Annotated in this window: 15 protein-coding genes; 6 read left to right on the forward strand and 9 right to left on the reverse strand. The window is 72.4% G+C overall.

All coding sequences use genetic code 11. The features are described 5' to 3' along the window. Positions 1 to 85: 85 nt before the first annotated feature. Genes BMW99_RS05580 through BMW99_RS05590 form a run of 3 tightly spaced genes read right to left on the reverse strand, consistent with a single transcriptional unit; the run spans position 86 to position 2,372 of the window. Positions 86 to 745 (reverse strand): response regulator transcription factor, encoded by a 660-nt coding sequence (locus tag BMW99_RS05580; RefSeq protein WP_075016332.1) that lies wholly within the window; start codon positions 743 to 745, stop codon positions 86 to 88. Further along, positions 742 to 1,896 (reverse strand): sensor histidine kinase, encoded by a 1,155-nt coding sequence (locus BMW99_RS05585; RefSeq protein WP_069467610.1) that lies wholly within the window; start codon positions 1,894 to 1,896, stop codon positions 742 to 744. The genes BMW99_RS05580 and BMW99_RS05585 overlap by 4 nt, the downstream gene beginning before the upstream one ends. Next, positions 1,893 to 2,372, reverse strand: a complete 480-nt coding sequence (locus BMW99_RS05590) for a DUF1453 family protein (RefSeq protein WP_069467611.1) — start codon at positions 2,370 to 2,372, stop codon at positions 1,893 to 1,895. The genes BMW99_RS05585 and BMW99_RS05590 overlap by 4 nt, the downstream gene beginning before the upstream one ends. A gap of 472 nt (positions 2,373 to 2,844) precedes the next feature. Here BMW99_RS05590 and BMW99_RS41195 point away from each other — a divergent pair, with 472 nt between their 5' ends. The 6 genes from BMW99_RS41195 (at position 2,845) to BMW99_RS05620 (ending at position 7,629) form a co-directional block, all read left to right on the forward strand. Next, positions 2,845 to 3,369, forward strand: a complete 525-nt coding sequence (locus tag BMW99_RS41195; RefSeq protein WP_177226056.1) for a signal peptidase II — start codon at positions 2,845 to 2,847, stop codon at positions 3,367 to 3,369. A gap of 205 nt (positions 3,370 to 3,574) precedes the next feature. Continuing rightward, on the forward strand, positions 3,575 to 4,534 hold the full coding sequence (locus tag BMW99_RS05600; RefSeq protein ID WP_075016334.1) for a GlxA family transcriptional regulator: 960 nt from the start codon (positions 3,575 to 3,577) through the stop codon (positions 4,532 to 4,534). Positions 4,535 to 4,822: 288 nt separating this feature from the next. After that, the gene (gene gap / locus BMW99_RS05605; protein WP_075016335.1) at positions 4,823 to 5,821 is read left to right on the forward strand and encodes a type I glyceraldehyde-3-phosphate dehydrogenase; all 999 of its coding nucleotides are present in this window, start codon (positions 4,823 to 4,825) and stop codon (positions 5,819 to 5,821) included. 176 nt (positions 5,822 to 5,997) lie between these two features. Then, positions 5,998 to 6,447 carry an SRPBCC domain-containing protein gene (locus BMW99_RS05610; protein WP_069464507.1) on the forward strand — a complete coding sequence of 150 codons (450 nt, stop codon included), beginning with the start codon at positions 5,998 to 6,000 and terminating at the stop codon, positions 6,445 to 6,447. Then, on the forward strand, positions 6,444 to 6,782 hold the full coding sequence (locus BMW99_RS05615; protein ID WP_069464508.1) for an ArsR/SmtB family transcription factor: 339 nt from the start codon (positions 6,444 to 6,446) through the stop codon (positions 6,780 to 6,782). The genes BMW99_RS05610 and BMW99_RS05615 overlap by 4 nt, the downstream gene beginning before the upstream one ends. 34 nt (positions 6,783 to 6,816) lie before the next feature. Continuing rightward, a complete protein-coding gene (locus tag BMW99_RS05620) occupies positions 6,817 to 7,629 on the forward strand; it encodes an SDR family NAD(P)-dependent oxidoreductase (protein ID WP_079138571.1) in 813 nt (270 codons plus the stop codon). A 39-nt stretch (positions 7,630 to 7,668) separates the two neighbouring features. Here BMW99_RS05620 and BMW99_RS05625 read toward each other — a convergent pair whose 3' ends face one another. From BMW99_RS05625 to BMW99_RS05650, 6 genes are all read right to left on the reverse strand, one after another. Further along, the gene (locus BMW99_RS05625) at positions 7,669 to 8,094 is read right to left on the reverse strand and encodes a DUF6086 family protein (RefSeq protein WP_141726211.1); all 426 of its coding nucleotides are present in this window, start codon (positions 8,092 to 8,094) and stop codon (positions 7,669 to 7,671) included. A gap of 57 nt (positions 8,095 to 8,151) precedes the next feature. After that, entirely contained in the window at positions 8,152 to 8,634 is a 483-nt protein-coding gene (locus BMW99_RS05630; RefSeq protein WP_069464511.1) for a SitI3 family protein, read from the reverse strand. 25 nt (positions 8,635 to 8,659) lie between these two features. Beyond that, the gene (locus tag BMW99_RS41760) at positions 8,660 to 10,087 is read right to left on the reverse strand and encodes a CdiA C-terminal domain-containing protein (RefSeq protein ID WP_069464512.1); all 1,428 of its coding nucleotides are present in this window, start codon (positions 10,085 to 10,087) and stop codon (positions 8,660 to 8,662) included. Then, positions 10,084 to 10,404 (reverse strand): hypothetical protein, encoded by a 321-nt coding sequence (locus tag BMW99_RS05640; protein ID WP_069464513.1) that lies wholly within the window; start codon positions 10,402 to 10,404, stop codon positions 10,084 to 10,086. Before BMW99_RS05640 ends, BMW99_RS41760 begins: the two co-directional genes overlap by 4 nt. Positions 10,405 to 10,527: 123 nt before the next feature. Beyond that, complete coding sequence (locus BMW99_RS05645) at positions 10,528 to 12,231, reverse strand: alkaline phosphatase family protein (RefSeq protein WP_177226057.1); 1,704 nt, start codon at positions 12,229 to 12,231, stop codon at positions 10,528 to 10,530. A 128-nt stretch (positions 12,232 to 12,359) separates the two neighbouring features. After that, positions 12,360 to 13,556 carry an alpha/beta hydrolase family protein gene (locus tag BMW99_RS05650; RefSeq protein ID WP_069464515.1) on the reverse strand — a complete coding sequence of 399 codons (1,197 nt, stop codon included), beginning with the start codon at positions 13,554 to 13,556 and terminating at the stop codon, positions 12,360 to 12,362. Positions 13,557 to 13,616: the final 60 nt, after the last annotated feature.

A 13,616-nucleotide genomic window follows, 5' to 3' on the forward strand; every position in this document is an offset into this window, starting at 1 on the left:
TCGTTCCACCGGCCGGCCGGCCGATGCGCCCAATCATGGACAGAGCGGGAAGATCCAGGTCCAACAAGCCGATACCTTCACCTCATCAGGTGATGCCGTGCCGGTAGGCGTAACCGACGGCCTGCGCGCGGTCCCGGACGCCGGTCTTCGCGAACAGGTTGTTGATGTGTGTCTTGACCGTCGCCATGCTCACGTGCAGCCGCCCGGCGATCTCCGTGTTGGACAGCCCGTCCGCCACCAGTGCCAGCACCTCCGCCTCTCGCGCCGTCAGCCCGTCCGGCAGTTCGCGGGAGGCCGTCTCCCCCGGCCTGCCCGGCAGTCGGCCGCCCGCGGACAGCGCGTCCAGCACCCGGCTCTGCACCGCGGGCGACAGACCCGCGCCGCCGGCGGTGACGTCCGCGATGGCCCGGGCGATCTCGTCCCCGCCCGCGTCCTTCGTCAGATACCCCCGCGCCCCGGCCCGCAGCGCCGGGAACAGGTCGCCGTCGTCCGCGTAGGTGGTGAGCACCACCACCTGCGTGCCCGGGTGCTCGGCCCGGATCCGCCGGGTCGCCTCCACGCCGTCGCAGCGCGGCATCCTCAGGTCCATCAGCACCACGTCCGGCCGCTGTTCCGCCACCAGCCGCACCGCCTCCTCTCCGTCCGCCGCCGCCCCGACCACGTCGATGTCGGGCAGCAGCCCCAGCAGCATCACGATCCCCTCGCGAACGATCGTCTGATCGTCCGCGACCACCACCCGCGTCATGCGGGCACCCGCAGGCGCACCACGAAGCCCTCCTCCACCGGTCCGGCGTCCAGCGCGCCGCCCAGCAGTTCGGCGCGCTCCCGCATCCCCCGAAGACCGTAGCCTGCGCCGGACGCCCCCAGAGAGTTGTCCACAGGCGTCTTGCCGCCGTAGTCCCGGAACTCCAACTCCACCTCTTCGGGGCGGTACTCCAGCCGCAGCGCGACCCTGGCCCCAGGCGCGTGCTTGCGCACGTTGGTCATGGCCTCCTGCGCCACCCTGCGCACCGCCAGCCCCGCCTCGGGCGCCAGCCCGCGGGACTCCCCCTTCACCTCCAGCCGCGCCCCCTCCGCCGCGATCAGCTCCCGCAGGAACTCCTCCACCGGCGCCATCTCGCCGCGCAGCGCCGACAGCGCCTGCCGCGTCTCGGCCAGCCCCTCGCGGGCCATCCGCCGGGCGGCCACGATCCGCTCCAGGACCATCTCCCGGTCCGCGCCCCGCTCGACGAGCAGCCGCGTCGCCTCCAGGTGCACGGTCTGCGCCGACAGGCTGTGCGCGAGCACGTCGTGTATCTCCCGCGCGATCCTGGCCCGTTCGGCCAGCGTGGCCGACTCGGCCTCGGCCGCCCGGGCGGCCCTCTCCTGGGCCAGCATCCGCTGCGTGCTGCCGCGCGCCTCGGCGTCCAGCCGCATCGTGTAGCCGCCGAGCACCAGGCCGAGCGCGGTGAGCGTGACCACCAGCCAGTTGCCCCCGCCGCCGAGCAGCCCGAACCCGGTCAGCGACCCGGCCGCGAGGGGAGCCGCCGCCGCCAGCGGCAGCCGCTGGACCGACAGGATCGTGCACCCGCACCACAGGATGCTGCCGGCCACGTCCCCGCCCAGCGCGTGGGAGACCACTCCCCCGGCCATCAGCAGCAGCATCAGGCCGACGGACGGCCACAGCAGGTGCCGCAGCGTCGTCCGGAAGTACGCCCACACCACGGCGAAGGCGACGAGCACCCCGATGACCGCGCCGAACGTCTCCCACGCGCCGAGCCCGCCCCGCGCGGTGACACCCCACACGGCCGCACCCGCCAGGATCACGCGCACGCCGCGGCCGACGCCGCGCCGCGCCTGCGAGCGGCCGGCCCGGGACAGTGCCTCCCGCGACGGCCAGGTCGTCCAACCCGTCATGAGACCGCAGGGTACGACGCGTGCCCGCGCTGGGCCCGCAGCACCAGCACACCGCCCCGTACCAGCAACGTTCCGGCGACGGCCAGCAGCAGTGAGCCGGTGTGCTGGTGGATGCCCGTCCCGGCGGCTGCCGCGTACAGGCCGACGCGTATCGCGATGCCGAGCACCCACACGGCGATCGTGGCCCTGGTGCCCTGGGCCCAGACCGCGCCGTCCGTGCCGGTCCACATCCGGGTGGTGCCCGCCCACGCCAGGCCCATGACGGCGCCCACCGCCAGCTCGGCACCGAGCAGGGCTATGGAGGCGTCCCGGTGCGCGCCGTCGATCAACCCGCCGTCCCGCACCGCGACCACGGCCAGCACGACCGGCAGCAGCCACCAGCGGCCGCCCGTGGCGACGCGCCGCGGCCTGACCTGCCGCACGATCACCACGCCGATGACCGCGACGATCACCAGGGCATTGACGAGACCGGACATGACGGACGCCTCCGAAGCGTGAGCCGATGATTCCCAACGCCCTCAAATCTAGAGAAACTCGCAGGTCAGCGGATCAAGCCACGGGTTGATCCGGAGAGGGGGCCGGCTCTCCACCCACGGGTGGACGCCGCCCGGCGGGGACCCGGCCCGCCTGCCTGACGGGATGCCGCGGGCGCTCCGCGGTTCACCGCGGCCGCCGCGTACGCTCGACGGGGGACGGGGCAAGGACCCGGAGGTGGGCGTGCGAACGATCAGGGGAGCGCGTGCTGCGCGTGCGGCACGCGCCGTGCGCGCGACGGCGCGGCGGGGAGCGGGGCGAACGGCGCCGGCGTCGACGTCGACGTCGCAGGCGGAGGCGGAGGCGGACCTCTCGGCGGCGGCGAGTGACGGGACGGCCGCGGGCTCGTCATCGTCGTCCGGACCTGCTGCGGCTGCGGCTCCAGCCACGGTCCCGGCTCCGGCAGCTGTACCGGTGTCGACGGCTGTACCGGTGTCGGCCGCGGCCGGACGGCGGACGGCTCTGCTGTGGGCGACGGCCGCGGCGGGACTCGCCGTCGACCAGAGCACGAAGGCGATCGCCGCGGTGACCGTCGAGGGCCATGACCCGGTGCACGCGCTCGGCGGCGCCGTGACGTTCACCGCCCTGCGCAACTCGGGCGCGGCCGGCTCCTTCGCGCCCCACGCCACCCTCGTGTTCACCGTCCTCGCGCTGGGCGTCGTCGCGTTCATCGCCCGGGTCGCGCGGTCGGTGCAGCGTCCCGGCTGGGCCGTCGGCCTCGGCCTGATCTTCGCGGGCGCCGGCGGCAACCTCACCGACCGTCTGTTCCGCACCCCGGGCTTCGGCCGCGGCGCGGTCCTGGACTTCATCCAGGTCGGCCACTCCGGCGTGTTCAACCTCGCCGACCAGTGCGTGACCGCGGGCGCCGCGGTGGTGCTCGTCCAGGCGATGCGCGGGGTCCCCATGCGCGCCAAGTCCCCCGAATTCGGGCACCCCTGACCCACCCGGCGTCCGCCGCGCGTCGGCCCCGCACCCCGCTCCACCCGCCGCACTCCCGGCCCGCCCGCACCACGCCCGAGCGCCCGGACCACGCCTGGCCCGCCCGCACCACGCCCAAACACCCCCGGCCCCCTCCGGGGGCGTTCCCGCTCGCGCGCCGCGTCGGCCGCGGCCCGTGCCGCCGGCGTCCGCGTAGGCTCGTGGCGTGCCGCCGCCCTCCCGTCTGCATCGCGCCGCCGTCCTCGTGCTGGAAGGGGCGAAGCCGCTCGACGTCGGCATTCCCGCGCAGGTGTTCACGACCCGCGCGAGCATGCCGTTCGAGGTGCGGGTGTGCGGTGCGGAGCCGGGCCTCGTCACGGGCGGCGACGGCCTGTCGTACCACGTGGCGCACGGCCTCGACACGCTCGCGTGGGCCGACATCGTCTTCATCCCGGGCTACCGTTTCCCCGACCGCGAGGACCCACCGCGGACCGTGGTCGACGCGCTCCTCGCGGCGCACGCCGGCGGCGCCCGGCTCGCGGCCATCTCCACCGGCGCGTTCGCCCTCGCCGCGACCGGCCTGCTCGACGGCCGGCGCGCCACCACGCACTGGCACTACACGCGGGCGCTGGCGGCCCGGTACCCCCAGATCCGGGTCGACGAGAACGTGCTGTTCGTGGACGAGGGCAGCGTGCTGACGTCGGCCGGCGCGGCCTCGGGCATCGACCTGTGCCTGCACATCCTGCGCGGCGTGCTCGGGGTGGCGGCCTCCAACCACGCCGCACGCCGCCTGGTCGCGGCCCCGTACCGCAGCGGAGGCCAGGCCCAGTACGTGCCGCGCAGCGTCCCGGAACCGCTGGGCGAACGCTTCGCCGCCACCCGCGAATGGGCCCTGCACCGGCTCGGCGAGCCCCTCACCCTGGAGGTGCTGGCCCGCCACGCCGCGGTGTCGCCGCGGACGTTCTCCCGTCGCTTCGTCGAGGACACCGGATACACCCCGATGCAGTGGGTCATGCGCGCCCGGATCGACATGGCGCGCGAGCTGCTGGAGCGCTCGGAACGCGGCATCGAGCAGATCGCCACGGAGGTCGGTCTCGGCACGGGCGCGAACCTGCGGCTGCACTTCCAGCGCATCCTCGGCACGACGCCGAGCGAGTACCGGCGCACGTTCACCAGCGGCGAGTAGCCCCTGCCGCGCCCCCGTAATGCCACGCGCGGACCCCAGGAAATCCGTCCCGCCCCACCCCATCCGCGACCCCGTCGGAGCACGCGCGGACCCCCAGGGAACCCGTCCCGCCCCGCGTCGCCCGCGACCCCGATCTCGCAGGTCCGGCCACGTACCGGCCGGAAACCTTCGGGTGCCGGCAGCGTCCGCCCGGAGCTTGGCGGGATCCTTGCGAACCGTGGCGCTCGCGCCGTGGCCGCTCGCCCGCGCCGCGCGCGAGTCTGGTGGCGACACCGAAGGGACACATTCATGACTCGCATCGCCATCAACGGATTCGGCCGCATCGGGCGCAACGTGCTGCGCGTCCTGCTGGAGCGCGACAGCGACCTCGAGGTCGTGGCCGTGAACGACCTCACCGAGCCCGCCGCCCTCGCGCGGCTGCTCGCCTTCGACACCACGGCCGGCCGTCTCGGCCGCCCGGTCAGCGCCGACGGCGACACGCTCGTCGTCGACGGCCGCCGGATCAAGGTCCTCGCCGAGCGGGAGCCGGCGCAGCTGCCGTGGGCCGAACTCGGCGTCGACATCGTGCTGGAGTCCACCGGCCGGTTCACCTCCGCCAAGGCGGCCGGCGCGCACCTGACGGCGGGCGCCGCCAAGGTGCTGGTGAGCGCCCCCGCGGACGGCGCGGACGTCACGCTCGCCTACGGCGTGAACACCGGCGCGTACGACCTCGCCGCGCACACGATCGTCTCCAACGCCTCCTGCACCACGAACGCGCTCGCGCCGCTCGCAGCGGTGCTCGACGACCTCGCGGGCATCGAGCACGGGTTCATGACGACCGTGCACGCCTACACCCAGGAGCAGAACCTCCAGGACGGCCCGCACCGCGACCCCCGCCGGGCGCGTGCCGCCGGGGTCAACATCGTGCCGACGACGACCGGTGCCGCGAAGGCGATCGGCCTGGTGCTGCCGAACCTCGACGGCAGGCTGTCGGGCGACTCGATCCGTGTGCCGGTGCCGGTGGGCTCGATCGTCGAGCTCAACACGACGGTCGCCCGGGACGTGACGCGCGACGAGGTGCTGGCCGCGTACCGCGCCGCGGCCGAGGGCCCGCTGGCCGGCGTCCTGGAGTACTCCGAGGACGCCCTCGTCTCGTCGGACATCACCGGCAACCCCGCGTCGTCGATCTTCGACTCCGCCCTGACCCGCGTCGACGGCCGCCACGTCAAGGTCGTCGCCTGGTACGACAACGAGTGGGGCTTCTCCAACCGCGTCGTGGACACCCTCGACCTGCTCGCCGCGCACTGACCCCGCGCCCATCACGCGACTCCGGCCGGACGTCCCTTCCCTGGGGCGGCCGGCCTTCGCACGTCCACCGCGCCAGGGCCGCGGGCACGCCCCACCTTACGCAACGATAAGTTGCGCATCGCACTGCCTCGTGGCAGGCTGATACGCAACAGAAGGTTGCTCATCGGAGGTGCGGTGTGGAGTACGGAAAGCTGGAGCGGGAGATCCACGTCGCCGCGGCCCCCGCGGTCGTGTTCGACGTGGTGAGCCGCCCCGAGCACATCAGGATGTGGTGGTCCGACGACGCGTCGCTCGAGCCCGCGCCGGGTGAGGTCGGCGAGCTGGTGTGGGGCGACCGGGCCGAGGTCGCCGCGATCACCGTGGTCGACGTGGACCCGCCGCACAGGTTCTCGTTCCGGTGGATCGCCCCCGACGGCGAGGTGCCGGACTCCGGCAACTCCCTCCTGGTCACCTTCGAGCTGGAGCCCTCCGGCGACGGCACGATGCTGCGCCTGACCGAGAGCGGCTGGCGGGAGAAGGGCTGGGAGGCCGCCGTGCTGGAGGAGGCCTTCCACGACCACGAGCGCGGCTGGGACCTGTTCCTGCCCCGGCTGCGGGACTACGCCCCGACCGTGGTGCCGCGATGACCGTCGCCGTCGACGACGAGCTCTGGTCGGCGATCGGCGACCCGACGCGGCGCCGCCTGCTCGACCTGCTGCTCGCCCAGGGCACCGGCACGCCCACCAGCCTGAGCGACCGCCTCCCGATCTCGCGCCAGGCCGTCACCAAGCACCTGGGCGTGCTCGACCGCGCCGGCCTCGTCCACGCGACGCCGATGGGCCGCGAACGGCGCTACGAGGTCGACGAGGCCCAACTCGCCCGCGCCGTCCGGCAGCTCAGCGAGGTCGGCAAGAGCTGGGACGCGCGCCTCAACCGGATCAAGCGCATCGCGGAACAGATCCAGCGGCGCCAGGACAGCTGACCGACCGGGCGCCGCGCACCTTTGGAGGACTGTCATGAGTGGATTGCTGCTGAACGACAAGACCGCCGTCATCTACGGCGGCGGAGGCGCCATCGGCGGTGCCGTGGCCAGGGTGTTCGCCCGGGAGGGCGCGCGGGTCTTCATCGCCGGGCGGACGCAGGAGAAGCTGGACGCCGTGGCGGGCGACATCGCCGACGCGGGCGGCAAGGCCGAGACCGCGCAGGTCGACGTCTTCGACCAGGAGGCGGTCGACCGGCACGCCGACGAGGTCGCGACGACGGCCGGCGGCATCGACATCGCCCTGAACGCCGTGAGCGTCATGCACGACCAGGGAACGACACTGGCGGACCTGTCGCTCGAGGAGTTCATGCGCCCGGTCGACGGCTTCCTGCGGTCGCTCTTCATCACGAGCAAGGCCGTGGCGCGCCACATGGGCGGTGACCGCCCCGGCGTCATCCTGACGCTGTCCGAGCCCGGGTCCAAACTGGCCGTGGGCGGCATCCTCGGCCACAGCGTGAGCGCTGCCGGCAAGGAGGCCTTCACCCGGGTGCTGGCCGCGGAACTGGCTCCCCGCGACATCCGCGTGGTCGGCATCCGCCCCCACGCCGTCGTCGACGCCCCCGCCGCCGGCTCCTACACCGAAGAGCTCTTCCAGCCGCTCGCCGCGGGCGCCGGCCAGTCCGTCCGCGATCTCCTCGAAGGCGGCGCCATGGCCGAAGGCACCCTCCTCAAGCGCCTGCCCACCCTCTCCCAAGTGGCCGAGACCGCGGCGTTCCTGGCATCGGACCGGGCCGCCTCCCTCACCGCCACCACCGTCAACCTCTCCGCCGGCACCCTCACCGACTGAACCCCGCGCCGCGGTGGCGATGTGCCGTCGCGCACCCCCTCAGCGCGGCATGACGGCGGAGTGCTGATCGCGCAGGGCGGCCCAGGCGGCCTGCTGTTCGGGGACGACCGAGCCGGGCACGGGCCGTCCGGCGCGGTCCAGCAGGACAAGGGCCGTGGCGATGAGCCCCACGGTCAGCGTGCGCTGGATTCCCTGCTCCGTCGCGCCGTACTCGGCCAGCGCGGCGGAGCAGAACGCCTCGAGAAGGGAATCGTCCACGCGGCACTCGCCGTTGACGACGTCACCGCATCCCGAGGGCGCCCGCAAGAGGTCCGCGAGCAGCGCCGCGTGGCCGAGGAACAGGACGGCGACCCGGTCGTCGGGACGCCACAGGCCGGTGCCGGCGGCGGAATGCGTCGGGCCGGTTCTGAACCAGGTGTGGGACACGGGGAACCGGGCGCCTTCGGGAGCACCGTCAGAACTCATGGAATCCAGGACCCTTTCACCCGTCACTCGTCACCGTCACTCGCCACTCGTCATTCGTCACTCGTCAGAAAAGGCGTACGTCGCGCGGCGGTAGGGCTGCTGGACGGCAGCCAGGCGCTGCGGGGACCACAGGTCGTCCCTCTCGTTCAGGCTCAGGTCGTCGCCGCGGCGGAGCAGCCAGATGATCTCGTCGTGGTATTCCAGCGCGGCGTCACCGGGAACCTGGTCCAGCAGTCCCGCCACGAGCAGGATGACGTCGTCCTCCTGACCGGCCAGGTCCGCCTCCTTGTCGAACACGAACGCCACCCGCACGCTCGGGGAGATGCCGAGATCGGTGACCAGCGGGCTCCAGGGCTGCGGGCGGGTCGCGACGACCCGGATCCAGGTGCCGTGCTCCGAGACGACTCCGGGGTCCAGGAGCGCCTCGGGCGTCACGGCCGCCGCGAGCAGGCCGGCGCCGGACCCGATGGCCTTGAGCGCGCGTGCGACTTCGGCCGGCGGCATCGTCGTGGCGATGCTGAAGCTGTGGGAGATTGCCATGTCAGGGTGATCCGTCTCGATGGTTCTACGGGTACAGGTGCAGGACGTTGCCCTGCTTGTCGATGACGATGACCTCTTTCAGCCCTTCGATCGGCCAGTCATGGAGCTGGGAACGAAGTTTCCCGACGTCCGCGGAACTGTCGGCGAGGTTCACCACGACGCGGTCGGTCTGGCCGTCCTCGACTTTCTGGGAGATCCTGCTGGCGATGTTGCGGGGGTTCCCCGTCGAGGGAGCCACGTTGTCGAACACCTGGCCCTCGACCCGGTAGTCAGGGTTCTTGTCACCGGGAATGTCGGGGTTCTGCTCCACGTCATAACCCGATTTGGCCAGGGTATCGGCCGACTCGTTCTCCCGCTGCAGCGCCAGCTTGTTCTCGGGGGCGTCGCCGTCGTTGATCGGGGTCCGGCGTCCCCGTGGCGCGGCTTCGGGGTTCGGTTCGTTCGAGGGTCCCGTGCGCGACTCGGTGGCCGACGGGTCCCAGTCGCCTCCACCGCCCGAACCCCCGTCGGAGGTCATGTTCACCCGGTCAGGACCCGCCGCGTCGTGGGCGATGGTGCTCGCGCCCAGGCCCGCCAGGCTCAGCCCTCCCGTGATGGCCGCCGCGGACACCACGGCGGTAGGCACGCCCAGAAGCGCTCCGATGCCCGTGGCGTCGAGGACGACCCCGCCGATCTCGCCGCCGGCGCCCAGCGTCGCGAGCCCGATGCCCCCGAGGACCTCCATCACGGCGCCCGCGTCGTGGGCCATCGCGTTGCCGAGGGAGGCGAGATCCGAGAGCGCGGTCTCGCCGACGTTCTCCAAGGTGTGGCCGACGTCGGACAGGGCGTCGCCCACGGAGTGGCGCACCTTGTCCCACCGGCTGTCGTGCAGCCCGTCGTGGGTGATCGCCCGGTGGATGCGCTGCTCGGCAGCCCTGGCCGCGTTGTCCCGCACGTCCTTCGCCGCCCGCAACGCGGTCTTCGCGTCGCCCAGGGCCGACGCGGCGGCCTCCTGCTGCTTCTTGAGGCCGGCGAGGGTCGGATCGGACGGGTCGGTGCCCTGGGGAAGCGCGGCCATCTTCGTGGTGGCGGCCCTGTGGTCGGCGTCGGCGGTCTGGGCGTCCTTGAGCGCCTTGTCCGCCATCTTCTGGGCCTGTTCGAGTGCGCTCGCCCAGTCCGCCTCGCTCCCCTCCCGTACCTGCGATCCCATGGCCTCCGCGGCTATGTGGTAGCGGTGGTACGCCTTGCGCAGAGTGCCCTCGGCCGAGTCCGCGGCGTCCCGGAAACGGTCGGCGGCCTTGGACTTCCAGGACTCCACCGAGGCGAGGGCCTTGATCTCACCCGCCTGCCGCCAGATCCGCTCCGCCGTCTCGCCGAGTGCCGTTCCGAGCAGCGCGACGGCGTCGGGGTCCCCCGGTATCGGGTCCGCGTCCTCGTCGAGAACGGCCCACTCGTGAACGGGCGGGCGCCTCACTCGGGCGGGCCCTGCTGCTTCGCCGCGGCGTCCTCGCGCCGCAACGCGTCGGCCAGCGCCTTGTCCACGCCGTCATAGGTGTCGGCGGCGTCCTCGGTGGCCATGCCCAGCGTGCGGATCTGGTCGGCCAGGTGCTCCCGGTGGATCTTCCAGTTGCTGCCGAAGGAGTGGAACGCGCCGGTGATCCGGGAGTCTCCCAGCTCAGCCTGGGAGTAACCGTCGGCAGGATTGGCGTGACCGGTGAACTCGTCGTAGATCCGCTGCAGTTCGCGTGAACAGTCACGAATGCGCTTCGTGTCCGCTGTCAGATCGCTCAAGATCCCCCCAGTCTCCGGCGAGCTCCCCGAGCACCAGACTAGCCACGCCCACGCGCCGGCGCCCCGCCTGTTCGGTCACAACCGCGTGCCGTTGATGGTGCGGGGAGTTCGGTGGGGAGCGGGTCATGCCATCGGTGGGCGCAGGCCGGGAAAAAGCGTGTGTGCGCTCTCGTGGACGATCGCCATGGCCTCCTGGCCTTTCAGCGGAGCCCTTTCGTCGATCTGCGGCACGCTGGCGCCCATCTGCTCGACCAGGGCGAGGTAGCCGTGGAACAGGGCGGTGGCCAGTGGGTTGAGTGGTGCGTCGGGCGGGACCAGGTCCTGGTCGAACGCGGGGACCGCCTGGGCAGCGATGTCGGGCCAGTCCTGTGGATCGCGTGGCCGATCGAGGCTCAGGATGGCCGACAGGTCCGGGGCGTCGGCATCCCGGGCTGTGAGGGGCGGGCCGAGATTCCAGCGTTCGCGGAGCGTGCGGATGACCGAGGTGTGGTGGTGGACGTGGTTGACGACGGTCCGTTCGGGCACCCAGGCGGAGATCGCGATCGCGGGAAGGCGGACGCCAAGGCGGTCGAAGGCGAAGCCCATCTGCCCCGCTGGCGCGCCGGGCTCCGGGGGGACGGCGCGGGGCGGGGCTATGTGGTCGTAGGTGCCGCCGTGTTCGTCGAAGACGACCATCAGCAGCGTGTTGAAGGCATTCGAGCCCTCCGGCGCATTCGACGAGCGGACTGCACCGTAGATCTCGGCCAGCAGGGCCTCGCCGCCCAGGAGGGACGAGGGTGCGTCGAAGGGCATTCCGTGGAGCAGGGCGGATTCCGGCGGGTGCATGTCGTTGTGCCCGTGCCACAGGTTGGGCTCGATGAACGCGTAGGTGGGCAGCGTGCCGGCAGCGGCGTCCTCCAGGAACCGGTCCACGGTGACGAAGTGGGTGGCGAACCGCCGGCGCAGCCGCGGGCCGTGGATCAGCCCGGTGAAGGGGATCGAACTCGGCGCGTCCACGTAGACCCGCCAGGTCAAGCCGTTCGCCTCCAGCCGCTCGAAGACCGTCTCGGCGTTGTTGTGCAGCGGGAAGGTGCGGTACGGGGCGTTGACGACAAAGCCCGAAGCGCTCGCGGCGTGGAAGAACGAGCGGTTGGTGAACGTCTGCGAGGGTACCTCGGCGAACCAGTGGTCGAACGTGGCGAATCCCCGTGCCAGCGTTGACAGCACCGGCATCTGCTCGGAGGTGTACCCGGCCATGATCTGCGCGTACTCGCGGTACTTCGGCTGGCGGCCCAACTCTGCCCGGAACGCGCTGATGTAGTCGGTGACGAATCCGTCCATCGTCGGCGCGCGCCCGGGTCGTGGCGTGTTGAACGGGGCGGCCATGTCCTCTGCCAGCACCCCCCGGTTGCTCTCGGGGTCGATCACGCCGAAGAGCTGGGTATTGACGTGCGGGTACTCCTCGCCCGGATCCGGGTTCGGCGTGTCCATCGTCTCGGCGGTCCCGTAGGGGACGATCTGGTGGCCCGAGTGCTCCTCGGCCCAGCCAGGGATCGGGTTCGAGAGGTCTTTGCCGAGGACACCTTCGAATGCGGCGACCTCGCCCGGCTGGTACAGCTGCCCGAGCAAGTTGTCGAACGACCGGTTCTCGAACATCAACACGACCACATGGTCCAGGCCATGGCTGCCGTCGGTGGCGGACATCAGTGGCCTCCGATCCGCGCGCCCCCTGTCCCCGCAGTCGATTCCACTGTTCTCTTGCTCTGTACCGCTGTCAAAAGAAGGCAGCCGAGCCCGCACGATCAGGCCGATGACCAGCGCAAACGCGCGCCCCTCTCGCAGCTTCAAGAGCCGGGCAGCGCCTCTCGAATCCGCCGTGACAAGGGCGTCCATCGGGGCGGCGGCCCCGTCTGAGCGAGCGGCTGACGGTGGCCCGGCGAATGCGTCGGAGGCTGGGCTCGGCGGCCGCCGCTGCTTCATGGGATGAACTTCACCTCGGGGAAGGCCGCGCTCGGGCCGTCGAGGCGATGCCCTCGGCGGTGCCGGAGGTGCAGGTCGAAGAAGGCGAGCGGGTAGGCCTGTTGGATCCGTACCGACCGGGCCGGGTCCAGGGTGCCGATCCAGTCCTGGATCTGCTCCTCGGTCATCCCGAGGATCTTGCCCGCTTGCGGGATCAGCGTCGCGTTGTCGCCGTACGAGTTGTGGATGGCCCCGTCGGCCTGGATGTCGAGCCGCCAGCCGCGAAGACGAGTCCAGAACTCCTCGACGTCGGGCATGGCGGCCCGGGTGAACACGGCGGTCATCATCATGAACGGCCGGTCCAAGTCAGCGGTGATGGTCGGCTGCATCGGGCCGTCGATGCTGAGCCCGGCGCGGACGCGCCGGTCGGCGAGCATGGTGAGCGCGGTGGCGGTGCCACCCTTCGACCAGCCGAACGCTCCCATGCACCGCGGGTCGAGGGCGCCGAGCAAGCCCTGGGGCAGTGCCTTGCCGTCGACGTCGGGGTTGTGCCCGGCGGCGAGGCTCTCCACGCAGTCGAGAAGGAACGTGAGGTCGGCGGCGAAATCCCTCGGGTACATCGGAACGTCGTCCGGGATGACCACCCGTCCGTCGGGGAACTCGGTGAACGTGTCGTGGGTGTGGTCGACGGTGACCACGGCGTAGCCATGGCTGGCGAGTTCCTGGACCATGATGGTGTGGTCGCTGCGGTGGCTGCCCGAGCCGTGCGCGTACACGATGACGGGGAGGCGGTGGCCCGTGCGGCGCACGGGCGCGCCAAGGTGCCCGGCGGTGAGCGGGCCGAGCGCGGGGTCGAGGGGGAAGCCGACGTCGGCGAGGAACGCCCGCAGTGCGCCCTCGGCCATCCACGGGGCGCGCGGCAGGTTCTCCGTCCTGCGGGCGGGGTACCAGACGCTGGCCATCAACTCGCGGTAACGCCCCGGGCCGGCCGCAGGATCCGGACGGGAAGCGTCGACGAGGTGCAGGGGCACCGTGCCCACCGGGTACGGTCCGGTGGGCACGGGCAGGGTGAGCGGCACCGGGTCCGGGGCGGTCGAAGCCGCCCACGCCTGGTGTGCGGCACCCAGCGGCACGGCGGCCCCGACTGCCAGCGCGGCCCCGAGCATGCGGCGGCGCGTCATTCCTTCTCGGTTCATGAACGGAGTGGTGGTCACGGACCCTCCCTGGGGTCTGGGCGGCACTGGGTTTCCGGGCAGCATCGGGCCGCCCGGTGA

The organism is Actinacidiphila rubida, from assembly GCF_900110255.1.
GTDB lineage: Bacteria > Actinomycetota > Actinomycetes > Streptomycetales > Streptomycetaceae > Actinacidiphila > Actinacidiphila rubida.